The sequence below is a fragment of the Salinicola endophyticus genome, from assembly GCF_003206575.1.
Classification (GTDB): Bacteria; Pseudomonadota; Gammaproteobacteria; order Pseudomonadales; family Halomonadaceae; genus Salinicola; species Salinicola endophyticus.
The window spans coordinates 1-23,847 of record NZ_PZJO01000004.1 but is presented as its reverse complement, the minus strand read 5'-3'; the positions used below and the strand labels follow the sequence as shown (position 1 = coordinate 23,847).

Sequence of the window (23,847 nt, the reverse complement as noted above, 5' to 3'; positions counted from 1 at the left end):
GATGTCGCCATGAATCCAAAATTATCGATATCAGACTGCAATATTATCCGCTTTCCATCGATTTTTTTCGCCATCAAACTGTGGCGACACACAACACGAGGAGCGCACACCATGGCACTGTCCCCCTTCCACCTCGCCATTCCGGTTCACGACCTGCCCGCCGCGCGCAAGTTCTACGGCGAGACCTTCGGCCTGAGCGAAGGTCGTTCCAGCGAGCAGTGGGTGGATTTCGACTTCTACGGCCACCAGTTGGTGATCCACGAGCATCCGCAGACGCCTTCTCAGCAGGCGGCACACACCAACCCGGTCGACGGCCACGACGTACCGGTGCCGCACTTCGGCATCGTGCTGAGCTGGCCGGAGTGGGAAGCCCTGGCCGAGCGTCTGAAGGGCTTCGGTACCGAGTTCGTGATCGAGCCCTATGTGCGCTTCAAGGGGCAGGTCGGCGAACAGGCCACCATGTTCCTGCTCGACCCCTGCGGCAACGCGCTCGAGTTCAAGGCCTTCAAGGACATGAGCCAGCTGTTCGCCAAATGAACGTCGAAGAGTGAGTTTCGGCGCCTGAGCTTCACCGAGAGCGCTCCGCATCGGTGACCACCCAAGCCAGACAGCCAATCCAGGCATCTAATCCAGACAACCAACCCAGACAACCGAGCGCCGGTCATCGATCGGCGCTCGGCGTGGATATCACCCGGTCGCGCTAGGCGCTTCCAGATGACGCAGCGCGAACACACCGATCATTAGCGCCACGAGCAGCAGTCCCCCGATGAACAGCGCCACGCCGTGCCAGCCGCCCCAGTACCAGAAGGCGCCGCCCAGGGTGCCGGCGACGCTGGAACCCAGGTAGTAGCTGAAGAGATAGAGCGATGACGCCTGCCCCTTGGCCTGCCGGGCACGCTGCCCGACCCAGCCACTGGCCAGCGAATGGGCAGCGAAGAACCCGAAGGTAAAGATCAGGATGCCGACCAGAATCAGACTGATCGGCTCGAACAGGGTGATCGCCAGCCCCACCAGCATCATCACGATGAACAGCCAGAAGATGCGCTGACGCCCCAGGCGGTCGGCCAGCGAACCCGCCCAGGCCGAGCTGTAGGTACCCGAGAGATAGGCGATGGAGAGTAGCCCGACCAGCGCCTGGCTGACCTGATAGGGCTCCGCCAGCAGGCGGTAGGCGATGTAGTTGTAGAGGGTGACGAAGCCGCCCATGAGCAGAAAGGCTTCGAGAAACAGCAGCGGCAGCCCGCGGTCCTTGAAGTGCACCGTAAAGCCGGAGAGCACGCTGCGGGCGTTGAACGGCCGCGGCGTGAAGTGCCGCGACGGCGGTAACCAACGCATGAACAAAAGCGCGGCGAGCAGCGCGACCAGGCCGATGATCGCCAGCGTCCAGCGCCACGGCACCCAGTCCACCATCACGCCGCTGATCAGGCGTCCGCTCATCCCGCCGATGCTGTTGCCGCTGATGTAGAGTCCCATCGACAGCCCCACATAGCGTGGATGGATCTCCTCGTTGAGATAGGTCATCGCCACCGCGCAGAGCCCCGACAGCGACAGCCCCGCCAGCGCCCGCATCACCAGCACCCCGGACCAGCTCGGCATCACCGCCGCCAGCAGCGTGAAGGTCGAGGCCGCCAGCAGCGCCACCGACATGATCGACTTGCGCCCCACCGCATCCGAGATCGGCCCGGTGATCAGCAGGCCGATCGCCAGCATGCCGGTGGCCACCGAGAGCGACAGACTGCTGGTGGCAGCGTCGATACCGAAGGCCTCGGAGAGAATGGGCATGATCGGCTGCACACAGTAGAGCAGCACGAAGGTCGAGAAGGCGCCCAGGAACAGCGCCAGCATGGTGGGTCGATAGCCGCGCCGGCCGCGCTCGATGAAGGCGCGCTCGGCCGACTCCGCCTCAAGGTGCTCGGCGCTGTCGTTCAGTGTCCGGTTGGCGTCACGGTTGGCGTCACGGGTGGCATCGCTAGTGAGATCGGTAGTGGCATCGCGCAGCGGCGCGGTGGTGCGGTGGCGGGGCAAGTCGAGACTCCTGATGAAAGCGGCCGCGCGGTTCCTGCCGCGCGCCGGTGCAGGCCTCAGCATAAGCCGGCCTTGGCCTTATTTCGAATATATGATTCGTAGTTTTTGATACGCTATGCATATCATTACGACGGACGACACCATGGAACTGCGAACCCTGCGCTACTTCGTGGCGGTGGCCGAGGAGCTGCACTTCAGCCGTGCCGCAGCCCGCCTGGGCATCTCCCAGCCGCCGCTGAGTCAACAGATCAAAGCGCTGGAGGAGGAACTGGGCGGCCGACTGCTGGTGCGCACCAACCGTCGCGTGGCGCTGACCGCCGCAGGCACGCTGTTCCTCGACGAGGCGCGGGAGGTGCTCGCCCGCGCCGAGCGTGCCTCACGCCTGGTCTCTCGCCTCGGCCGCGGCGAGAGCGGCCAGCTGCGTATCGGCTTCACCACCTCGGTACCGCTGACCTCGCTGCTGCCACGCACGCTGATGCACTATCGCCAGCGCTATCCCGATGTCGACCTGCGCATGCACGAGCTCAACAGCCAGCGCCAGATCACACCGCTGCTGGAGGGTGATCTGGATATCGGCATCATGCGCCGAGCCACGCTGCCACCGGAGCTTTCCGCCTTCACCCTGATCCGCGAACCGCTGGTGGCGGTGGTCAATGCCCAGAGCGAGCTGGGCGCGAGCGATACCCCGCTGAGTCTGGCCGAACTGGCCACCCAGCCCTTCGTCTACTTCTCGCCCGCCGCCGGTACCGGTCTGCTCGATCAGTTCAACGTGCTGTTCGCCCAGCGCGGGCTGACGCCGCGTCTGGTCCAGGAGGTCGGCGGCCCCAATACCATCATCAGCCTGGTCGCCAGCGGGCTGGGTGTCTCGCTGCTGCCCGAGTCGTTTCGCCATATCCACATCGACAACGTGCGCTACCGTCCGATCAGTGATGCCGATGCGCGCTCCGAGGTATGGCTGACCCATGCACGCCACCCTCTGACGCCGCAGGCGCAGCACTTCATTCAGCTCGTGCGCGAGGCCATCGCCGACTGAGCCAGGGCGCTCGCCTCCCCGGTGCTTTGCGCCACCGGCCGCAACCGGTAGAGTCTGCGCCAGACCCGCTGGCGCCACGCCGTCCAGACGTCACGTGATCGCCACACCCTGGTCAGACCCTCTTCATACCCACAGGAGACGCCGACATGGAATCCGGCTGGAGCCTCGGTCTCATGACCGGCACCGTGCTCGATGGCAACATCGATATCGCCATGCTGCGCAGCGATGGCGAGACCATCGATGAGTTCGGTCCCTACGAGCTGGTGCCCTACGCCCAGGATATCCGCCCGCTGCTGGCCGAGGCCCTGGAGGCCGCCCGGGCATGGAACTTCGAGGGCCCCGAGCCGGCGATCTTCCGCCGCGCCGAGGCCGCGCTGACCGAAGCGCAATCCGTTGCCGTGCTCGACTTCCTGGCCCGCCATGGTTTCCGCCCCGAACAGCTCGGTGCGGTCGGTTTCCACGGTCAGACCGTACTCCACCGGCCCCCGGTCGCCGGCCGCCGTGGCGCCACCCGCCAGTTGGGCGATGGCGAGCTGATGGCGCGCCTGGTGGGCAGCGACGTGGTCTATGACTTTCGCAGCGCGGACGTCGAGAGTGGCGGCCAGGGGGCACCGCTGTCGGCGGTCTATCACCGGGCACTGCTCGAGCGCCTGGGCGCCGGTGCCGACAGCCTGGTGCTCAACCTCGGCGGCGTCGCCAATCTCTCCTGGTGGGATGGTGAGCCGTCCGACCAGGGGCGTCTGATCGCCTTCGATACCGGCCCCGCCAACGCGCCGATCGATGACTGGGTGCGCCAGCATACCGGCGCGGCGATGGATCGCGACGGTCTCATCGCCGCCCGCGGGCAGGTGGATGAGCCGCGGCTTCAGGCGCTGCTCGAGCACCCCTATCTCGCCGCGCCCTACCCCAAATCACTGGATCGCTTCGACTTCCAGGCGGAGATGGCCGCGGGGCTGGCGCTGGAAGATGGCGCCGCCACCCTGACCGCCTTCACCGCCGCTGCCGTGGACCGGGCGATATCCCTGCTGCCGCAACGGCCCGAACGGATCGTGGTGTGCGGCGGCGGGCGCCGCAACCCCACGCTGATGCGCGAACTCGCCCACCGCACCGGTGCCGAGGTGCAGCTTGCCGATACCGTCGGCTGGCGCGGGGACGCAATCGAGGCCGAGTGTTTCGCCTACCTGGCCATGCGCTCGCTGCGCGGCCTGCCGCTAAGCTTTCCGCTCACCACCGGCGTGGCTGCGCCACAGCCCGGTGGCAGGCTGGCGCGGGCCAACGCGCCAGCTTGACCCACCCTCTGCGCTACCCCAGACTGGCCGAGATGTCTGCGTCCGGCCAGTCGCCGGGCGGCAGCATCGACGCTTGACGGGGTGCCGGTGGAACCGGCTGAGATCGTCCTGCGCAGTGCCCTCCCGGGCCTTGCGCCACGGCGGATCCCGACGAACCTGATCCGGCTAGTACCGGCGTAGGGATCAAGCGGAGGTCGGTGTCCTCGGTCCGTGCTCGCGCTCCACCCAACCTCCCCCCGCCTACGCTGTGCGCCGGCCTGACTTGAGTCATGCACTGGAGCACGCTCGACATGAAATCTCCCCAGTTCCTCTCGGATACGGCCAGGGTCGACAGCGCCGCCATCGCCCCGCTGCCCGCCTCGACCAAGATCTACGTCGCCGGCTCACGCCCGGACATTCGCGTGCCGATGCGCGAGATCGCGCTGTCACCGACGCCGACCCGCGATGGCTTCGAGCCCAATGCCCCGCTCGCGGTCTACGATACCTCCGGCCCCTATACCGATCCGGAGATCCCGATCGATATTCGTCGCGGGCTGCCGGAGGTACGCCGTGCCTGGATCGACGAGCGCGGCGATACCGAGTGGCTCGACGGCCCCAGCTCCGCCTACGGAAAACGCCGCGCCGAGGATCCGCGACTCTCGACCCTGCGTTTTCAGCTCGCACGCACCCCGCGCCGCGCCCGCCCGGGTGCCAACGTGACCCAGCTCCACTACGCTCGCCGCGGCATCGTCACCCCGGAGATGGAGTTCATCGCCATTCGCGAGAACCAGCGCCGGCGCGAAAGCCAGGGCACGACCGCCGACCCCGGCCTGGATCACCAGCACCCCGGCGAGGCGTTCGGCGCCCATCTGCCGGCGGAGATCACCCCGGAGTTCGTACGCCAGGAGGTGGCCTCCGGGCGCGCCATCATCCCTGCCAACATCAACCACCCGGAGAGCGAGCCGATGATCATCGGGCGAAACTTCCTGGTGAAGATCAACGGCAACCTGGGCAACTCGGCGGTGACCTCGTCGATCGAGGAGGAGGTCGACAAGATGACCTGGGGCATCCGCTGGGGGGCGGACACCATCATGGACCTCTCCACCGGACAGAACATCCACGAGACCCGCGAGTGGATCCTGCGCAACTCGCCGGTACCGATCGGCACCGTGCCCATCTACCAGGCGCTGGAGAAGGTCGATGGCGTGGCCGAGAACCTGACCTGGGAGATCTTCCGCGACACCCTGATCGAGCAGGCGGAACAGGGCGTGGACTACTTCACCATTCACGCCGGGGTGCGCCTGCACCACGTGCCGCTGACCGCCAGGCGCGTCACCGGCATCGTCTCCCGCGGCGGTTCGATCATGGCCAAGTGGTGCCTGCACCACCATCAGGAGAGCTTTCTCTATACCCACTTCGAAGAGATCTGCGCGATCATGCAGGCGTACGACGTCGCCTTCTCGCTGGGCGATGGCCTGCGTCCGGGGTCGATCGCCGATGCCAACGACGCCGCCCAGTTCGCCGAGCTGGAGACCCTGGGCGAGCTCACCCGGATCGCCTGGCAGCATGATGTCCAGGTGATGATCGAAGGCCCCGGCCACGTGCCGATGCAACTGATCAAGGAGAACATGGACAAGCAGCTCGCCTGCTGCGACGAGGCGCCGTTCTACACCCTGGGCCCGCTGACCACCGATATCGCCCCGGGCTACGACCACATCACCTCCGGCATCGGTGCGGCACAGATCGGCTGGTACGGCTGCGCCATGCTCTGCTATGTCACCCCCAAGGAGCACCTGGGCCTGCCCAACAAGGATGACGTCAAGACCGGCATCATCACCTACAAGATCGCCGCCCACGCCGCCGACCTGGCCAAGGGTCATCCCGGCGCGCAGCGCCGCGACAACGCCCTCTCCAAGGCGCGCTTCGAGTTCCGCTGGGAGGATCAGTTCAATCTCGGCCTAGACCCGGACACGGCGCGGGCCTTCCACGACGAGACCCTGCCCAAGGCATCCGCCAAGGTGGCGCACTTCTGCTCCATGTGCGGGCCCAAGTTCTGCTCGATGAAGATCACCCAGGAGGTGCGCGAACGCTTCGGTGACCAGGCATCAGCCGCCGAGCGGCAGGCCGGCTTGCAGCAGCAGGCGGAGCGATTCCAGCGGGAAGGCGGCGAGCTCTACCGCGAGGTGTGAAGACGCCGCTGCCGCCAGGCGCCGCGTGGCGGCAGCGGGCGCCATACGCGACTTTGGTCGTAATCGTGTTATACCTCATCCCGGTTGTGAATGGTCGGATCGCAAACGCCTGCGGGATGGGTAGAATGCGCGCTTTTGCCTCCGACAATCTGGCCTGCGCAAGGAACACGTAAATGACAACGACCCCGTCTCGCCCCAACCTGTGGCGACGTACTCCGCTATGGCAGAAGATCATCGCCGGTCTGCTGCTGGGTATCCTCGCCGGCGCCCTGATGGGCAAGGACGCCAGTCTGTTCAAGCCCCTCGGCGACATCTTCATCAACGGTATCAAGATGCTGATCGTGCCGCTGGTGTTCTCCACCCTGGTGGTGGGGATCACCGGCATGCGCGACCCGCAGAAGATGGGCCGCGTGGGTGCCCGCACCATCGCCCTCTATCTGATCACCACCGCCTTCGCCATCGCCATCGGCCTGGTCGCGGCGACCCTGTTCCAGCCCGGTGTCGGCGCCGACGCCTCGATGAGCGCAGCACCGCAGGCGGGTGAAGCGCCCTCGCTGATCGATATCCTGGTCGGTCTGGTACCCAAGAACCCGCTGCAGGCGATGATCGAAGGCAACATCCTGCAGATCATCGTCTTCGCCATCGGCCTGGGCATCTCGCTGATGCTGATCGGCGACAAGGGCGAGCCAGTGGTGCGGGTGTTCGAGAGCTTCGCCGAAGCGATGTACAAGCTGACCGCGATCGTCATGGCGTTCGCGCCGTTCGGCGTGTTCGGCCTGATCGCCAATGTCTCGGGGCAGTACGGGCTGGACGTGCTGCTGCCGCTGGCCAAGGTGATCGGTGTGGTCTATCTGGCCTGCGTGGTGCACGTGCTGGTGGTCTACAGCGGCATGATCGCGCTGCTCGGCCGGCTCAACCCGAGCCGCTACCTGCGCGGGATCGTCGATGCACTGGTGGTGGCGTTCTCCTCGGCCTCGTCGTCGGGCACCCTGCCGGTCTCGATCCGCTGCGCGCAGAAGAATCTCGGCGTCTCCGAAGGGGTCTCCAGCTTCGTGCTGCCGGTGGGCGCCACCATCAACATGGACGGCACCGCCATCTATCAGGGGGTCGCGGCGCTGTTCGTCGCCCAGTTGGTGGGGGTCGATCTATCGATGACCGATTACGGCATGATCATCCTCACCGGCACCCTGGCCTCGATCGGTACCGCCGGGGTACCCGGCGCGGGACTGATCATGCTCTCCATCGTGCTGGCCCAGATCGGCCTGCCGCTGGAAGCGATCGGCGTGGTCGCCGGGGTCGACCGTATCCTCGACATGGCGCGCACCAGCGTCAACGTGGCCGGCGACCTGATGGTCACCACGCTGGTCGGCAAGAGCGAAAAGGAGCTGGACCTGGCCATCTACAACAGCGACAACCGTCTCTGACGCGCGGGCACCCGGCGCAACGCCTGCCTGTCACATAGACCTTTCACGAACACCTTCCAGAAACGCAACGGCCCCGACAGATGTCGGGGCCGTGCTGATGCTGGGGCGGATCAGTGACGCGGTTTGGCGGCGTCCTTGAGATCGCCCTTGGCGGACTTGAGATGCCCCTTGGACTGCTGGGCCTTGCCCTTGCCCTCCAGCTCGCGATCCTTGGTGGCCTTGCCTGCCACTTCCTTGACCTTGCCGGCGACCTTATCGACGGTACCTTCCGCCTTGTCGGCTTTCGAACGCTGTGTCATGACATTCACCTCGCTGACGTGGGACTTCCCTTTCACCCCGCGGGCCGCGACTCGCTCGCTGCCTCACGTTCTCTGAAGATAGTCCGGTCTGGCCGTCATCAAGGGGAAATACGCGTAACGTTTTGTGCCGCTCATCGCCGCCACATCGCCGCCGGGAGAGGCACCTCACCCGGCGGAACGCGCCGTGATCAGCCGCGCGAGGTGACTTCCAGCAGGTGATAGCCGAACTGGGTCTTCACCGGGCCATGCACTTCATTGAGGGCGCCGTTGAAGACGACCTCATCGAACTCCTTGACCATCTGGCCACGGCCGAAAGTACCCAGCTCACCACCCTGGCGGCCAGAGGGGCACTTGGAGTGCTGGCGTGCGACTTCCGCGAAGTCGCTACCGGCTTCGATCTGCTGCTTGAGCTCGAGACACTGCTGCTCGCTGTCGACGAGAATGTGGCGGGCGCTGGCCTGTGCCATGCGGTCACTCCTGAGACGATGAATGAAGATCGCTCATTTTACGGAAAGCCGAGGCGCCGCGTCACCGCCAGATTGCGCACTCAGAGGGTGTTTACAAATTCGGCGAGCTAAGGCAAGGCAAGTCGAAATCGGCCGAAAAGACGGAGTTTACACGGGGTAAATGAGTACTTTGAGGTCGATTTCAACGCAGTATTGCCGAGCGCAGGCATTTTGTAAGCACCCTCTCAGCCACCGAAACGCTGCTCGAGGTAACGATTGATATCCGCTGACTCGTACATCCACTCGACCTGGCCGTCATCGTGGACGATGCGCAGACACGGCACCATACCGCGCCCGCCGCCGGCGATCAGGTCGCGTCGATGGTCGGGGTCGCGCTGAATATCGCGCAGCTCGATCGGCACGCCCAGGCGTTCGATCTGGTGACGCACGCGCACACAGAAAGGGCAGCGCTGGAAGTGGTAGAGCGCCAGTTGCGCCGCGGCCTCGTCCACCGCCGCCTGGTCTTCTGCCGAGCGTGTTATCGTCGCAGACATGGGTTGCAGCCGCCTCCTGATCCATTCGAACATCTTTTGTCCCATCGCTGACCGGCATCTTGTCGCCGTCCTGCGATAGCGTAGCCGCTGACCGCCCGTCTACGACAGCCCTATAGCACGCCACTGGCCAACGGACCCGGCTCGGGATCAGTTGGCACTGCCGCTGGTGGCGCCCTCATCCATCCCAGCGCCCTCATCCATCCCAGCGCCATCATCCATGCCAGCGCCATCCAGACCGCCCGCTGCCGAGTCGTTGTCGATCAGCACCGGCAAGTCGATGGGTGCATTGTCCGGCACGCTGATGGTCGCCGGCGGTGGCGCATCGCTCGACGCGGGCTGATAACGCTCGGACGACGGCTGCGGGGGCAGGCGGTAACTGTCATCCACCACCGGCCGGGTGGTGCGCAAGTCATTGGGCAGCGTCAGCGCCGACTGCACGAGTGGCGTGGCGAATTGAGCCCGAAACTCCTGGCGTGAGAGGCGACCATCACCATTGAGATCCAGTGTATGCCAGTTGCCGCCGAGCCCCAGCGGCTCGACGTCGAGCGGGGTCAGATAGCCGTTGCCATCATGATCCGCGGCATCGAACAGCTGATCGGCACTGACCATCACCGGCCCCTGCACCGACGGACGTTCGACCACGACATCGTGGCCGACCTGCGGCGCGGCACAGGCGCTCAGCAGGCCCCCGGCAGAGACCAGCGCCAGGCTGGCCCAGCAAGACCGATTCGTTCCCTTGTTCATCGTTTTCTCCCTAAAAACATGCGTTGGCTCCAGCACCAGGCGGGGGTCAATGCCGCGGATCGCGCAGCGTGCCCTGCTCCAGGCGCTGCTGCCAGTTCTGCCACAGGCTCAGGCGGCTGGCGTCACCGACCTGGCGCCCGCTGCCGTTGAGTTTGCTGATCCACAGATGACTACCGTTGAAGCTGTAGATCGGCAGCAGATCGTTGCGCTGCGACGCCGGCTCGATCCGTTTGTCGATATTGTCGAGCACCACCGGCGGCGTGGTCGGTGTCGGTGCCCAGGTCACGACCATATGGAACTGGTCGTAGGGAATATATTTGACGTAGTGCAACCGCAGTTGGTCTTCCGGCACCCCCAGCTCGCGCAGCGTCAGGTACTTGGCCATGGCGAAGTCTTCGCAGTCGCCGGCACCGACTCCCAGGAATTCGAACGGCGTGGCCCAGTAGTCCTTGACGTGCCAGACGTCGATGTCATCGAGGAAACGCAGCTGATTGAAGAAGTCGTTGACGCCCTTGAGCTGGGTACCGACCGACCGCCCCTGCAGCCGATCGATCAGCACCGGCCACTGCTGGATCCGCTGCCAGCCCGCCGCGCCGTAGAGCCTGACGACCTCCGACTTCGGCGGCAGTCGCGGCAACGCCTCGACCGCGGTCTGGCCGCCGAGCAGCGCCACCAGGCACGCCAGAACCAGCCAGGCGGCCACGCTACCGGACCGGCGGGGCGCGCACGCCATGCCCCGGCTTCGCCGCTCACTGCGCCGATGGCGCCAAACCGCCCACCTTGTGACCACGGCTCAGTCCAGTGCGAGCGGAGCGGTCGGCGCCAGGTATCCCTGATAGCCGTCGGCCCCCACCTCGCTGACCCGCTGACGCTGCTCGTCGGATTCGACACGAGTCACGATGACCCGCGACTCCACCTGATGCGCCGCCATGCACAGACTGCGCAGGAACTCGGTATCGACCTCGTCTCGCACGAAGAATCCCTGGTCGATCTTGACGTAGTCGGGCCGCAGCCGCGACAGATAGGCCATCGCCTGGAGGTTGCGCGCGAAGCGGTCGACCCCGCACCGGGCACCCAGCCGGTGGGCGAGGCGGAACAGCTGCTGTACCACGTCGAGATGCTCCAGGGCGATCTCCTCACTGACCTCCAGATCGAGCATGGCAACAACCCGCGGGTGCATTTCGAGCCAGGCGACCAGGGCGCGATACGCCTCGGGGTCGGCCAGCGAATCCGCGGTAAGGTTGACCGCCAGGCGCCCCGCGATCTTGCCGACCAGGCCATCGAGGGTGTCGAGCACGCTGCGGTCGAGCCGTGCGCCCAGGCGGAAATGATTGAGCACCGGCAGGAAGACGTAAGCGGGGTGCTGCTTGTCGCCCTCGTTGAGGCGCACGAACACTTCCCGATGCAGCTCGCTGCCATCGGCCAGCAGTACCGGCTGTGCCACCAGGCTCAAGTCGCGCTCCACCAGCGCGCGCTCGATCACCTGCCGCCACTCTTGACGCCCACGCGCGGCGAGGGTGTTCTCCGGGCGCACCACCACCCAGCGCTGGCCCAGCTCGATCGCATCGCGCAGGGCACTGTCGGCCCGTGCCAGCACACCCTCGCGGTTCATGCCCGCGTCGCGCAACACCACCCCGGCACGCGTATAGTGTTGCTGCGTCTCGGAAAGCGGATTGGCATCGACCAGATCGTCCACCCGGTCGAGCGTGTCCGCCAGCCAACGCTCGCGCACATCGTCACCGCAGTCGGGGAGCACCAGCGCAAACTCCTCGGCCGAGAGCCGCGCTGCCTGAACCTCGCGCCCGCCCAGCTGCGCGCCCCTGAGACCGTGACCGATCGCCCGGATCGCCTGGTCGCGCGCCTCGAAACCGTCGCGCCGATAGAGCTCCTGGAGATGGTCGATGCGCAGAATCACCAGGGCACCGCCCTCGGGGGCCGACAGCCACTCATCGAGAACCCGGGTCAGATAGGCGCGATTGCCGAGCTGCGAGACCGCATCCTGCTCGGTCATGCGCTGTAGCCGTACGACCTGATCGGCCTGCTGATCGAACTGCTGATTGAGACGCTCCCCGAGCCGATTGACCGCCTCGGTGATCCCCCGCAATTCATGGACACGGCTCGGCGGCAGCGGCTCGTCGAAACCGTCGATCTGCATGTCGGAGATGCGCCGCGAGAGTCGGTTGAGCGGACCCAGCAGCCGTTTGACACCGATCACGCAGAGCACCACCACCACGAGCATGCCGACCGCCAACCAGCTGAGCAGGCTCAACGCCAGCGACCATAACTGGTCATAGGCGCCAGCGCTGTCGGAGACCACCCGGATACTGCCCAGCGCCGACCAGCCGCCGCTGATCTCCCGCTCGCTGACCGCGTTGGGCAGCGACACCGCCCGCTGGAACCACGCCGGCGTGTTGCTGACCCGATCGGTGGAGATCACCAGCGGCTGATCACGCCCCACCGCCTCCAGTCGCAACAGGCGCATCGCGCCGCCATCGGCGGCGGCGCGCATCAGGGTTTCTGCACTGGTCCAGTCACCGATCTCGACGAACGGTACCAGCGACAGACTCAGCGCCTGGGCCATATTGTCGACATCGGCCTGCTGGCGCTCGGCCAGCGAGGCGCGGGTCTGACGGACCTCGATGGCGAAAATGCCCGCCGAGAACAGCAGCAGCAACCCCACCATGATGGCAACCGAGCGCCGAAACAGGCTCATAGCATCCTCTCCTTGTTCAACCCTGGGGCCCCGGCGGGGTGGTGCTCGGATAGCTTTCCCCGGCATCGGCGATCAGGCCGACATCCACCTGGAGCGTATCGAGCAGCTGACCCGTGGCGGCGAGCAGCCGATAGTTGGCGCGGCGCAGCGAGAATTCGGCATCTACCTGGGAGCGCTCGGCGTCGTAGAGTTCGGTTTCGCTGTCGAGCAGATCGAGCAGCGTGCGCCGGCCGATATCGAACTGCTTGCGGTAGTTGATCCGAGTCTGCTGGCTGGCTTCGACGTAGCGGCTCAGAAATGGCAACTGACTGGAGACGTAGTCGCGCGCGTTCCAGGCCAGTCGCAGCTCGTCGCGAACCTCGCGCAGCGAGCGGTCGCTGTCGTAACGCACTGCGCGCAGGGCATCCTCCCGGGAGTGCAACTGGGCCAGGTCGATACCGCCGCGATAGAGATTCCACGACATCACCAGATCGGCGTTCCAGTCGTCGGCACTGTCGCCCTTGAAATCATAATCGCGGCTGGCCAGGCGGCTCGCCTCGGCGCGGAAGGTGGGCAGGAAATCCCCGCGTTTGGCGGCCACTTCATGATGGGCGGCGGCGATCGAGTGAGAGGCCGCGACGACCAGTGGATTCTGCGCCGTGGCCATGGCCATGGCGGCATCAAAGGACTGCGGTACCCGGCTCATGTCGACCGCTGGCGGCAGCATCAGGTTACGCGGCGTCTCACCGACGTAGCGCAGGAAAGCCGAGGTCGCATCGTCGAGGTTGTTGCGGGCAGCGATCAGGCTCGCCTGCGCCTGAGACATGCGGCCGTCCACCTGGATGGTGTCGGCGGCCGTGCCCGCGCCCAGCTCGGAGCGGCGGCGGATATCGGCGGCGATGCGCTGGTGCGTATCGACATTTCGCTGGGCCAGCTCCACCAGCCGCTGGCTGCGCAGCACATCAAGATAGGCCTGGATCGTGGTCAGCCCGACCTGATTGGCCACCGCCGCCACCTGCCAGCGCTGGTAGTTGCTCTCTTCGTCGGCCTGGCGAATCCGCTCGACGGTGGTGTTGCCATCCCAGATCAGTTGCGACAGCGTCAGCTGCGCACGCCGATAGCTGTGCGCGTCACTATCGCGGGAGACGCCACTGCTCTCGCTCTCGTTGGCACCGTAACCGACACGTCCCTCGAGACTCAGCGACGGCAGATAGGCCCCACGCTGCGCCCGCGCGTCCTCCAGATTCTGCTGGTAACGCGCCATCTCGGTACGCGTGGTGGGGTACTGCATGACCGCTTGGGTCACGGCCTCAGTCAGGCTCTGCGCCTGCACGCTGCCCGCCAGCGCGGCCACCCCGATGCCTAGGATCCATTGCCTCATGGTAATCATGTCTCTCCGTTGTAATGTTCCCTTCCTGGCCCCTCAGCGTTCACGCATCGCGCTCTGCTGGGCCCGCAGAATCGGCTTGAGCAGATACTGCAGGATGGTCTGGCGGCCGGTGATGATGTCCACCGTGGCCTGCATGCCGGGAATGATCGGTAGGTCGTCGCTGTTCTTGCCGAGATGGTTGCTGTCGGTACGCACGGTGACCACGTAGTAGATGTTGCCCTTGTCGTCCTCTTCGGTGTCCGGGCTGATCCGCAGCACCTTGCCCTTGAGCCCACCGTAGATGGTGAAGTCGTAGGCCGAGAGCTTGACCGTGGCCGGCTGCCCCGGCTGGATGAAGCCGATATCCCGCGGTGCCACCTTGGCCTCCACCAACAGCTTGTCCTCGATCGGCACGATCTGCATCAGGCTCGCGCCGGGCTCGACCACACCGCCGATGGTGTTGACGTTGATCGACTGCACCTTGCCACGCACCGGTGAGGTGATCAGGGTGCGGTCGACCCGATCCTGCAAGCTGGCGCGCCCCTGCTGCAGACTGTCCAGCTTGCCGCGCGCCTCGCTCAGGGCGTCGGCACTGCGTGAGCGGAACTGCTGCGCCACGTCGCGCCGCTTGCTGATCGCCTCCTGCAACTCCGACTGCTTGGCCGGAATGGAAAGCTGCGCAGACTCCAGATCGCCACGCTGGTCGTTGACCTGGCGCTGCAGATTGAGCAGGTCCACCCGCGACACCACGCCCTCCTTGACCAGTGGTGCCGTAATGCCGAGCTGCTGGCGCGAGAGCTGGTAGCTGCGCGAGAGCGACTGCGCCTTGGAGCGCAACTCCTGCAACTCCTGCTGACGCTGTTCGATCTGCGCCGAGGCCTGGTCGAGCTGGGAGCGCAGACTGCTGAGGCGTGCGCTGTAAGCATTCTCGGCGGCGGAGTAGATGTCCGGGTTGGTCTTCCGGAAGGTGTCGCTGACCGGCAGCGGTTGGGTCGACACCGCAACCTGATCGCGCCAGTCTTCGGCCTTGGGCTTCACCGTCACCGACGCCATCTCGGCCTGATACTGCGCCACCGTCGCCTGCAGCCCGGACAGGGTCGACTCGCGCTCGGCGAGATCGGAGCTGGCCCGGGTCGGGTCGATGCGCGCCAGCGGCTGACCGGCATCGACGAGATCCCCTTCCTGCACGTAGATATCGCGTACGATGCCGCCCTCGAGGTTCTGGATCGTCTGCAGCCGCGACGAGGGCACTACCTGCCCCATGCCGCGGGTCACCACCTCGATACTCGAGAGCCCCGCCCACACCAGGAAGGCGACGAAGAACGCCAGCAGCACCCAGATCAGGATGCGTGAACGCCAGGGCGTGGCCAGCAGGGTCGCAGCGCTGGCGTCGTCGGCCAGCTCCAGCTCCTTGGCCGTCGGCCGCGGCCACTTGAGCACCTTACCCGCCATGCTTGGCCTCCGACGTCCGCGCCGAGGCCGCCTCGGATGGCGCCTGCACACGTCCCTCGTTGAGCGCCTTGAGCACCGTCGGCTTGGGCCCGTCGGCGATCACGCGGCCGCTGTCGAGCACGATGATGCGCTCGGCGACCTCGAGCATCGCACTCTTGTGCGTCACCAGCACCAGGGTCTGGCTGCGCGGTAGCTCCCGCAGTGTGCGCCGCAGCAGCGCTTCGGCGCGGTTGTCCATGTACGAGCCGGGCTCGTCCAGCAGCAGCAGCGCCGGATTGCTGAGGATGGCCCGGGCCAGCAGCACCGACTGGCGCTGGCCGCTCGACAGCAGCCGCCCGCCCTCACCCACCTGACGGTCGAGCCCGTCCGGATCGCGCCGGGTGAAATCGGACACCCCGCTGATGTCAGCCGCGCGATGGATGGCTTCATCACTGGCATAAGGCTGGCCGAGAATGAGGTTGTCGCGGATCGAGCCGAAGAACAGCGTGCTGTCCTGACCGGCGAAACCGATATGCCGGCGTATGTCCGCCGGATGGACCTGATTGATATCGAGACCATCGATACGCACGCTGCCTTCGGAGGCGCGGTAGAGGCCGCTCATCAGCCGCTGCACGGTACTCTTGCCCGCGCCCATGCGGCCGATGATCGCGACTCGCTCTCCCGGCTCGATGGTGAACGAGACGTCGCTGAGCACCTCGGGGGAGTCGTCGCCGTAGCGAAAGCCGACATGATCGAACTCGATCCGCATGTTGAGGCGGTCACGATGGACATAGTTCTTGTCCGCTTCGACCTCGTCGGGCAACTGCATGATCTGGTCGATCGCCGCCATGGCGCTGCGGGTCTGACCGAAACGGGTGATCAGCAGCGCCATCTGCGCCAGCGGCTGCAGCGCGCGCCCGGTGAGCATGACGCCAGCGATCAGACCGCCCATCGAGAGCTTGCCTTCACCGATCAAGTAGACCCCGAGCACCACCAGACACACCGTAGAGAGCTGGTTGATCGTGGTGGTCAACGACGAGACCGAGGTCGAGAGGTTGCGACTCTTGACGCCCCACTTGGCGATCTCGCCGACGGCGCGCTCGTAGCGTCGCTGGGTTTCGCCCTGGGCGTTGGCGAGCTTGATGCTCTCCAGCCCGGCCACGCTCTCGACCAGCCGCGCGTGCTTCTCGGTGGCCAGGCGCGAGCCCAGCTCGATCGAGCGCTTCAGCGGCCACTGAATGGCGATCGAGTAGCCGATCAGAATGATCAGCGCGACCAGCGGCACCAGGACCAGGGGGCCTCCGATGATCCATACCACCAGCAGGAACAGCAGCGCGAATGGCAGGTCCACCAGGGTCGTCATGGTCATCGAGGTGAAGAAGTCGCGCACCGAGTCGAACTCCTGCAGGTGCTTGACGAAAGCCCCCACGGAGACCGGACGGGCATCCATGCGCAGATTCATTACCTTGGCAAATATCTTGGAAGACAGCAGCACTTCCGACTTCTTGCCCGCGGTGTCCAGAAACCAGGCGCGTACCTGGCGCATCAACAGGTCGAAACCGACGATGATGCCCATCCCGGTCGCCAGCACCCAGAGGGTGTCGAAGGCCAGGTTGGGCACCACCTTGTCATAGACGTTCATGGTGAACAGCGGCGCGGCCAGGGCGAACAGATTGACCAGCAGCGACGCGATCAGGACATCGCGATAGATCGGCGTGGAGAGCTTGAGCGTCGACCAGAACCAGTGGCCGTCGGCCAGCTTGACCGTCTCCGGCGCGCGCGCATCGAAGCGATGCTCGCGGCGCACATAGATGATCTGCCCGGTGGCCTGTTCGCACAGCGAGGCCATATCGACCTCCTGGGTGCCATCCGCCTCGGGGAGATAGACCGTCGCCTGCTGGCGCTCGGCATCGCGCTCGAGCAACACGGCAGCACGGCGCCCCTGGAGCACGACGATACACGGCAGCAGGATGTCGGCGACCCGATCGGGACGCTGGCTGACGAGCTTGGCCGATAGCCCGGCACGATGTGCGGCGCGCGGCACCAGGGCGAGCGTCAGACGCCCTTCGTCCAGCGGCAATCCATCGCTGATCACGTCGCCCGAGCGCGGGACGCCATGATGGCGCGACAGGAACACGAGCGACCCCAGTAGCGGGTCGCTCTCCTTCTCGCCTAGCGGATCGGGACGAAGGGGTGTCGGTTCATCAACCAAACCTGTGCTCTCCTGCCATGCCATGGTCGTGGCTATTCATTCTGGTGCGTCTCAAGCTGTCGCCCCTCAACCGTCCATGTTCGTCTTCAGGTTGCCGTGATCCAGCAGCGTCTTGATGATCTCGGTATCGGAGCCGCCCAGGCTGGTCATGTCGACATTGCTGAAGACGATCTTCTGGGTCACGGCCCCTTCCGGGCCACCTGTCTTGATCTCCAGCGTCGAGCCGCCACTGGTGGCGTTGCCCGGCGCACCGCCGGCCTCGCCCTTGACGAAGTGCAGTTGCTGCGCCGCCAATGAGGCAAGATCGGCGTTGGAGAGACTCGAACTGCCGATGTCGAGCATGTCGGAGAGGTCGATCCGGTCACCGCCGTCACCGCCCTTGAAGTCGGTGATGCGATCGACCGCCGGGGTACTCGAAGAGCCCTGGTCACCACGCATCCAGGCGAAGGTATCGCTGCCGTCGCCCCCAGTGAGGATATCGTTGCCCTTGCCTCCCTCGAGGCGATCGGCCCCCGGGCCGCCATCGAGGATGTCGTTGCCGGCACCCCCGATCAAGGTATCACGCCCGGCACCGCCGCTCAGGGTGTCGTTGCCCTCGCCGCCGCGCAGGATGTCATTGCCGTCGCCACCAGTGAGGATGTCGTTGCCATCGCCCCCCATGAGAACGTCGTTGCCTTCGCCACCGACGAGGGTGTCGTTGCCCTTGCCGCCGACCAGCACATCGTCACCCTTGCCACCCTGGAGCGTCGTGCCACTGTCGTTGGCCATCAGCGTGTCGTTGCCGTCGGTGCCGGTCAGCGTCTGCCCGCGATGGTAGTCGACAGTCACCGCCGCCGTGTCGGTAGTGCCATCGCTATCGGTGAGCGTGTAGTCAGTCCTCAGCGTCGTGGTCATGTCAGCGGCGTTGGCATAACCGACCTTCATCGACAGGTCGTAGGTCTCCGCGCCATAACCGTCCAGCACCCCGGAGCCACTATCCTTCACGTTCATGACCGCAACGGTATAGCTCTTGTCGGCACCGCTCGTGTTGGTGAAAGTGCCGCCATTGGCCAGCCCAGTGAAGTAATGGTCATTCGAGCCCTTGTAGGCCAGTTCCACACTGCCGGCGACATTGGTCGCCAGGGTCAGGGATTCACCGGCGCGCAGGGTCAACGTCATGAGATCGTTGGCGTTGCTGCCAAAGCCGAGCAGGCCAGCCCCCGCCAAGTACCCACGCACCACGGTTGCCGCGGTGTTGGCCGCCTGCCCCACTGTCGAGAAGCTACTGCGATCCAGTGAGAAAGCATCGACGCTGCGCTTGTCCTGGGTCTGTACGCTGGTCGCAGTGAAATCGGATGCACGATCCTTCCAGCCGGTGGTCAGCGTCAACCCGTCGGTGGTCGCCGTGGTACCCGCCGCGATGGCGTCATTGGCGAGCAGCACATCGGCGCCGATGCTCAGGCTCGGGCTCAGGATATTGGTGATGATGTGATCGTCCTGCGCCGAGGTCACGCCGTTCTTGACGTTGATGTTCATCACCCCGCTGGCGGTGTCGCCATCGGCATCGCTCAGGGTATAGCGAATGGCGTCGGTACCGTAGCTGCCCAGCTTCGCTGTGTAGCGGTAGCTGCCATCGTCCATGTCCATGACCAGCTTGCCACCCAGCTCCGTGGTGACGCCAAGCTTGTGCGAACTGCTGTCGTAGGTATAGGTGGCAGCGCTCGACGAGGCAGTGACGGCGCCGCTGCTCTTGTCGAAGGTGAAGATCACACCATCGACCGCCAAGCTCTTGACGAAGCCACCATCCCCGCCCATCAGCGACAGCCCGTGCGCACTACCGCTCAGCAGCCCGTCCTGCAGCAGCGGCATCTGCACCGTCCCCGCGACGACATCGTCGAGCCCATTGAGGTCTCGGATGATCACCGCGTTGGTGTCGTCACCGGTGCGGCCATCGTAGGCCACGGGATTGAGATAGGTCTGACTGACGTCACCGCCGATCCCCAGCGCCAGCGAGTCGATGGAATTGTTGCCCAGGAACGCCTTCCAGGCCGCCTCTTCATTGGCATCGATACCATCGCCGAGCCCAACGTCCGTCGTTGAGCCGTCGTTGTAGACGTAGTGATCATTGCCGACCGGCGTATAGTTGGTCGGGTACTGACTGGAGAGCGTCGGCGCACCGTCGGAGAAAAAGTACGACACGTTCTGCACATCACCGGTCAGCTTGCCACTGCCGTTCCAGGCATGCTGGGCATTGCTCAGCGCATAGTCGTAGTTGGTGCCGCCATTGGCCTGCAGCGCATCGACCACCTTGAGGGCATCGGCGACCGTCATCCACTGCTTGGGTGAGCTGTCGAGCTGGTCCGAGAACGGCGCCAGCGCCACCTTGACGTTGCCAATGTCGTCGTAACGACCGAGCATCTCTCGAATCGACTGCTGCAGAACCTGTAGCCGCGTCTGCTCGACGCCATCCACCACGACCCTGTCGTTCATGCTGGACGAGGTATCCACCACCAGCAGTACGTTGGTGTTGATTACCCCCTGAGAGATGTCAATCGGGATCGTTTTTGCGACCGGCGAGTCGTCTTCCACGGTGACGCCGATACGGCTATTGGCACTCAGGCTGCCATCGCTGACCTTGACCCCGAGGTCGAAGCTCAGGGTATCTTCGCCGCTCTGTGGATGGTCGACCCCGGCTTTCAGCGTGACCTGATACTGGCCATTGGCATCGATGGTGGCGCGAATCACCTCCTTGCCGCCGGCCGACCCGATGAGCGTGCCGCTGTCGCTGCCACTCCAGGTGATCGCGGTGCCCCCCGAGGTCAATGCCGTGGTGGGCGCCGTCAGCGTATAGGTCAGCGTGTCGCCATCGACATCGGTGGCGACCACGCGACCGCTGGCGGTCGCGGAATCCGTGGTATCGGAGGTGCCCTGTGTATCGGGTACACCACCCGGCAGGCCCTCTTCGGAAACGGTGGCACTGTAGCCTTGATCCACGATTACCGGGGCGTCGTTGATCGCATGCACGGTGACCGGAATCGCCACGCTGGTCGTGGCGCTGTCATCGTTGCTTTTCTCGGTCGAGGTGACCGCAGCCGTCAGATCGATCGTGCCGTTGTAGTTGGCCGCCGGCTTGAGCGTCAGCGTATCGAGGTTCCAGCCGCTCAGATCCACGCTGGCACTGCCGCTGCTGCCGACGAAGGTATGGCTGCCATCGCTCAGGGTGGCACCTGCCGGAATCCCGCTCAGCGTGACAGCGCCAAGCGTCTCCGAGCCGTCGGTATCGGTCAACGCCGCGGCGATCTTGGACAGGTGGATGACCGAGTCCTCATCGCCTTCGTTCATGGCGTAGAGCTGGTAGTAGCCGTTGCCATGGCCATCGCTGCCGAGCAACCCGGAGTGGTTGACGTTGGCGGCGTCGAGTGCGCTGACATCCTGCATCAGCACATAGTTGGTGGTATTGAGCGGTACCGGCGCGCCGCCGTCGACACCGACATTGAGGCTGTAGTGCCCCGGACCATTCTGATTGTGCTGGTAGAGATCGAGCGTGTAGTAACCGTTCACGCTTGGCACGAAGGAGCCCGAGTAAGCGCCCTTGGGCTCACCAGTGCCATTGGTTTCCCCCCAGGTCGCCTGGGCGACCACGTTGCCGCCGACCAGCAGACGAATACTGTCATCGCCGACTCCACTGAAGGTGTAGGTCTTGCCCGCCTCCAGATACATCAGGCCGGAGATATGAGTCGCGGTTCCCACGGGCACATCGCCATTGGCGGCGTCAGTGGTGTTACCACTGGTCGCCGGCGTGTCGGCCGCGTCGATCGTCGACTGTAGTGTCGCCGGATTGGCGCCGTCGCCGCTGGTGCCCAAGGGTAGACCGGTAAAGGTCTCCTTGAGCAACCCGCTACCGTTGGCGCTGTTGCCGCTCAGCGTCAGCGAGGGCGCATCGGCCACTGCCGTGACATTGATCGTGGCCGTCGCCGGCGTCGAATCCTGGCCACCCTGGTCGTCGGTCGCCGTGTACTTGAGCGAGGTGGTACCCGACCAGTTGCCATCGGGCTTGAAGTAGACCGTCGCCCCATTGTCACTGGCTGCGAGAGTCGCTCCGGTCGTCAACAGCTGAGTGCCGGCTGCATCGCTGTAGAACTTGCCATTGGACCCGAGCGATGTGATCTGGAAGCTCGCGATCGAACCATCCACGTCCGTACCGGACAGGTCGACAGCAATCAGCGGGGAGGGATCTTCGGTACCGGTGACACTGACATCCCTTGCCTCAGGCAGCTCGTTGGTACCCGCGATGGTCACCGAGATCGTCTTCGCGGTGCCATCGAGGGTGGTCACGGTGAAGTTCTCGACCTTGGTCTCACCGGCCTTCAGATACTGCACGGCGCTATTGGCAACGCTGTAACTCCAGTTGCCACCGGCCGTGATGGCAAGCGTACCCAGTGTGCCGGCGGCGGCACTGGCATTGCCCGGCACGAAGGCACTCTGACCATCGTCAGCGTCGCTGACCGCCAAGGAGCCCTTGGTCGTCAGATTGCCCGCGGCGTTGACGTTGGTGTCTTCAATCACCGAGCCGGTGTCGACCCCAGAGATGACCGGTGCATCGTTGGTGCCGATGACCGTCACGGTCAGGGTGGATGTGTCGGTACCGCCCTGGCCATCGCTGATGGTGTAGGTGAACTCGTCACTGCTCCGGCCATCTTCAGGCAGCCCGCGGGTCGCCTGACGGTTGGCATCCAGAGCATAACTGTAGCTACCGTCCGCCTCGAGCGTGAGCGTGCCATAGACGCCCTGAAGGGTCACACTCTCGCCACTGGCAACGCTGGACTGTGTGCCCGCTTGCGTATTGGCAACGCTGGTCACCGTCAGCGGATCGCTCTCCGGATCGCTGTCGTTGGCCAGAACGTTACCGCTGGCCAACGTCGAACCGGGATCGATGACACTGGCACTGCCGTAGATAGTGCCGCCATTCAGTGCCGTGAGTGTGGTCGGCGTGCCGAGCGCATGTGTTTCCACGTTCATGGGAGTGGCACGACCATCGGTCGTCACGATCAGCAAGTCACCGCTGGCGCCCTGTGCCAACCCATAGACATCGCTACCCATGCTTGCCACCACGGTCGTGGAAGCATTGCCTTGTACATCGGTCTGAATGCTGCCATCAGCGTTCAGCGCCACCTCGAGCACCCGTCCGCTCGAGTCGGAGACATAGAGGTGGTCACTACCGATATATTGAAGATCGCCGCCCGCGGTGAAGCCGGTCGCGGCAATCTTGGTAGCGGTCATCGTTGTCGGATCGATCGAGAACAGCCCTGGTGTGACAGCGCTGGCGGCAACCAGCTTGCCATCCGGCATGGATGCCAGCGAGTTGATCTGAGAGAGACCTGACACGGATCCCAACGCGGTTGCCACTCCCGTCGTGGCATGAATGCTGTAGAGAGTCGAAGCGTTCGACGAGTCGGTGAAAGCCACACCGTACAACGTACCCGGCGTGCCGCTGCTGGAAATATCCCCCAGATTGCGGATAGCACTGCCGGCGTCATCCCTGATCGCGACGCTGGTCTGGCTGCCCGTGGTCAAGTTCCAGGTTTCGAGCGTACCCTCTGCGGTCGCGATATAGACAAAGTCCGGCTTGGCCGTGACCTCAGCAGCATCCGGCCGTGCCACCGGGGCATCGTTGGTACCGGTGACTGTCACGGTCAAGGTGGCAGTATCGGAGCCTCCCTGACCATCGCTGACGGTGTAGCTGACTTGGGTGGTGTCTTGCTGATCCGCGGCCAGGTGATCGAACGCCGTTCCCGGATTGAAGCTGTAGGAACCATCCGCGTTCAGCGTGAAGGTACCGCCGTTGGAGCCGGCGATGGCGGTGCCCANNATTGACCGCGCTGACACTCAGCGTGCCGCCGTCGACATCGCTGTCGTTGGCCAGGACACCCTGGGCGGCGGCGACATTGAGGGTGTCATTCTCGCCCGTGCTGCCGGTATCAGCGACTGCCACCGGGGCATTGTTGGTGCCGGTCACTGTGACGGTCAGCGTCGAGGTAGCCGTGCCTCCCTGACCATCGCTGACTGTGTAGCCGATCTGGGTAGTATCCGTTTGCCCTGCGCCCAGACGATCGAACGCCGAGCCCGGATCGAAGCTGTAGGAACCATCCGCGTTCAGCGTGAAGGTACCGCCATTGGAGCCG

General features: G+C 65.0%; 16 protein-coding genes, 1 pseudogene and 1 riboswitch. Of the genes and pseudogenes, 5 read left to right on the top strand and 12 right to left on the bottom strand.

From position 1 onward, the window contains the following. The first annotated feature begins 111 nt into the window (after positions 1–111). A complete protein-coding gene (locus DOM66_RS09540; RefSeq protein ID WP_110678130.1) occupies positions 112–537 on the top strand; it encodes a VOC family protein in 426 nt (141 codons plus the stop codon). A gap of 150 nt (positions 538–687) precedes the next feature. Here the strand turns inward: DOM66_RS09540 and DOM66_RS09535 are convergent, their stop codons facing one another. Then, on the bottom strand, positions 688–2,025 hold the full coding sequence (locus DOM66_RS09535) for an MFS transporter (RefSeq protein ID WP_245392405.1): 1,338 nt from the start codon (positions 2,023–2,025) through the stop codon (positions 688–690). Positions 2,026–2,167: 142 nt separating this feature from the next. Between DOM66_RS09535 and DOM66_RS09530 the strand changes: the two genes are divergently transcribed. From DOM66_RS09530 to DOM66_RS09515, 4 genes are all read left to right on the top strand, one after another. Then, entirely contained in the window at positions 2,168–3,058 is an 891-nt protein-coding gene (locus DOM66_RS09530; RefSeq protein ID WP_110689984.1) for a LysR family transcriptional regulator, read from the top strand. Between the two features lie 146 nt (positions 3,059–3,204). After that, positions 3,205–4,347 (top strand): anhydro-N-acetylmuramic acid kinase, encoded by a 1,143-nt coding sequence (locus tag DOM66_RS09525; RefSeq protein WP_110689983.1) that lies wholly within the window; start codon positions 3,205–3,207, stop codon positions 4,345–4,347. 67 nt (positions 4,348–4,414) lie between these two features. Next, positions 4,415–4,547, top strand: a riboswitch (TPP riboswitch). A 90-nt stretch (positions 4,548–4,637) separates the two neighbouring features. Then, entirely contained in the window at positions 4,638–6,515 is a 1,878-nt protein-coding gene (gene thiC, locus DOM66_RS09520) for a phosphomethylpyrimidine synthase ThiC (protein ID WP_188115165.1), read from the top strand. A 173-nt stretch (positions 6,516–6,688) separates the two neighbouring features. Beyond that, positions 6,689–7,939, top strand: coding sequence for a dicarboxylate/amino acid:cation symporter (locus tag DOM66_RS09515; protein WP_110678122.1), 1,251 nt, complete (start codon positions 6,689–6,691; stop codon positions 7,937–7,939). 110 nt (positions 7,940–8,049) lie between these two features. On the opposite strand, the gene DOM66_RS09510 is transcribed toward DOM66_RS09515, so the two are convergent. The 11 genes and pseudogenes from DOM66_RS09510 to DOM66_RS20090 form a co-directional block, all read right to left on the bottom strand. Next, on the bottom strand, positions 8,050–8,238 hold the full coding sequence (locus tag DOM66_RS09510; RefSeq protein ID WP_106418413.1) for a CsbD family protein: 189 nt from the start codon (positions 8,236–8,238) through the stop codon (positions 8,050–8,052). Positions 8,239–8,426: 188 nt separating this feature from the next. Continuing rightward, positions 8,427–8,705: a peptidylprolyl isomerase gene (locus tag DOM66_RS09505; protein WP_035475297.1), complete on the bottom strand. Its 279-nt coding sequence runs from the start codon at positions 8,703–8,705 to the stop codon at positions 8,427–8,429. A gap of 224 nt (positions 8,706–8,929) precedes the next feature. Beyond that, positions 8,930–9,238 (bottom strand): glutaredoxin family protein, encoded by a 309-nt coding sequence (locus DOM66_RS09500; protein ID WP_232825298.1) that lies wholly within the window; start codon positions 9,236–9,238, stop codon positions 8,930–8,932. Between the two features lie 147 nt (positions 9,239–9,385). Further along, a complete protein-coding gene (locus DOM66_RS09495) occupies positions 9,386–9,982 on the bottom strand; it encodes an EF-hand domain-containing protein (RefSeq protein ID WP_110689980.1) in 597 nt (198 codons plus the stop codon). A 46-nt stretch (positions 9,983–10,028) separates the two neighbouring features. Next, positions 10,029–10,715, bottom strand: coding sequence for a transglutaminase-like cysteine peptidase (locus tag DOM66_RS09490; protein WP_188115164.1), 687 nt, complete (start codon positions 10,713–10,715; stop codon positions 10,029–10,031). Positions 10,716–10,775: 60 nt separating this feature from the next. Beyond that, entirely contained in the window at positions 10,776–12,695 is a 1,920-nt protein-coding gene (locus DOM66_RS09485) for an EAL domain-containing protein (protein WP_188115163.1), read from the bottom strand. A 16-nt stretch (positions 12,696–12,711) separates the two neighbouring features. Next, positions 12,712–14,055, bottom strand: coding sequence for a TolC family outer membrane protein (locus DOM66_RS09480; protein ID WP_157958893.1), 1,344 nt, complete (start codon positions 14,053–14,055; stop codon positions 12,712–12,714). A 42-nt stretch (positions 14,056–14,097) separates the two neighbouring features. Then, complete coding sequence (locus DOM66_RS09475) at positions 14,098–15,495, bottom strand: HlyD family type I secretion periplasmic adaptor subunit (protein ID WP_110678111.1); 1,398 nt, start codon at positions 15,493–15,495, stop codon at positions 14,098–14,100. Further along, entirely contained in the window at positions 15,485–17,686 is a 2,202-nt protein-coding gene (locus tag DOM66_RS09470) for a type I secretion system permease/ATPase (RefSeq protein WP_232825297.1), read from the bottom strand. Before DOM66_RS09470 ends, DOM66_RS09475 begins: the two co-directional genes overlap by 11 nt. 66 nt (positions 17,687–17,752) lie before the next feature. Then, positions 17,753–23,551: a VCBS domain-containing protein gene (locus DOM66_RS19890; protein ID WP_110689979.1), complete on the bottom strand. Its 5,799-nt coding sequence runs from the start codon at positions 23,549–23,551 to the stop codon at positions 17,753–17,755. A gap of 34 nt (positions 23,552–23,585) precedes the next feature. Next, positions 23,586–23,847, bottom strand: a pseudogene (locus DOM66_RS20090) (Ig-like domain-containing protein); the annotation flags it as partial.

Excerpts from the sequence above, each read along its gene's own strand:
- DOM66_RS09500 (WP_232825298.1), bottom strand. The coding sequence starts at position 9,238 with ATGTCTGCGACGATAACACGCTCGGCAGAAGACCAGGCGGCGGTGGAC.
- DOM66_RS09515 (WP_110678122.1), top strand. The coding sequence starts at position 6,689 with ATGACAACGACCCCGTCTCGCCCCAACCTGTGGCGACGTACTCCGCTA.
- DOM66_RS09505 (WP_035475297.1), bottom strand. The coding sequence starts at position 8,705 with ATGGCACAGGCCAGCGCCCGCCACATTCTCGTCGACAGCGAGCAGCAG.
- DOM66_RS09480 (WP_157958893.1), bottom strand. The coding sequence starts at position 14,055 with ATGAGGCAATGGATCCTAGGCATCGGGGTGGCCGCGCTGGCGGGCAGC.
- DOM66_RS09490 (WP_188115164.1), bottom strand. The coding sequence starts at position 10,715 with ATGGCGTGCGCGCCCCGCCGGTCCGGTAGCGTGGCCGCCTGGCTGGTT.
- thiC (WP_188115165.1), top strand. The coding sequence starts at position 4,638 with ATGAAATCTCCCCAGTTCCTCTCGGATACGGCCAGGGTCGACAGCGCC.
- DOM66_RS09525 (WP_110689983.1), top strand. The coding sequence starts at position 3,205 with ATGGAATCCGGCTGGAGCCTCGGTCTCATGACCGGCACCGTGCTCGAT.
- DOM66_RS09530 (WP_110689984.1), top strand. The coding sequence starts at position 2,168 with ATGGAACTGCGAACCCTGCGCTACTTCGTGGCGGTGGCCGAGGAGCTG.
- DOM66_RS09495 (WP_110689980.1), bottom strand. The coding sequence starts at position 9,982 with ATGAACAAGGGAACGAATCGGTCTTGCTGGGCCAGCCTGGCGCTGGTC.
- DOM66_RS09475 (WP_110678111.1), bottom strand. The coding sequence starts at position 15,495 with ATGGCGGGTAAGGTGCTCAAGTGGCCGCGGCCGACGGCCAAGGAGCTG.
- DOM66_RS09510 (WP_106418413.1), bottom strand. The coding sequence starts at position 8,238 with ATGACACAGCGTTCGAAAGCCGACAAGGCGGAAGGTACCGTCGATAAG.
- DOM66_RS09485 (WP_188115163.1), bottom strand. The coding sequence starts at position 12,695 with ATGAGCCTGTTTCGGCGCTCGGTTGCCATCATGGTGGGGTTGCTGCTG.
- DOM66_RS09540 (WP_110678130.1), top strand. The coding sequence starts at position 112 with ATGGCACTGTCCCCCTTCCACCTCGCCATTCCGGTTCACGACCTGCCC.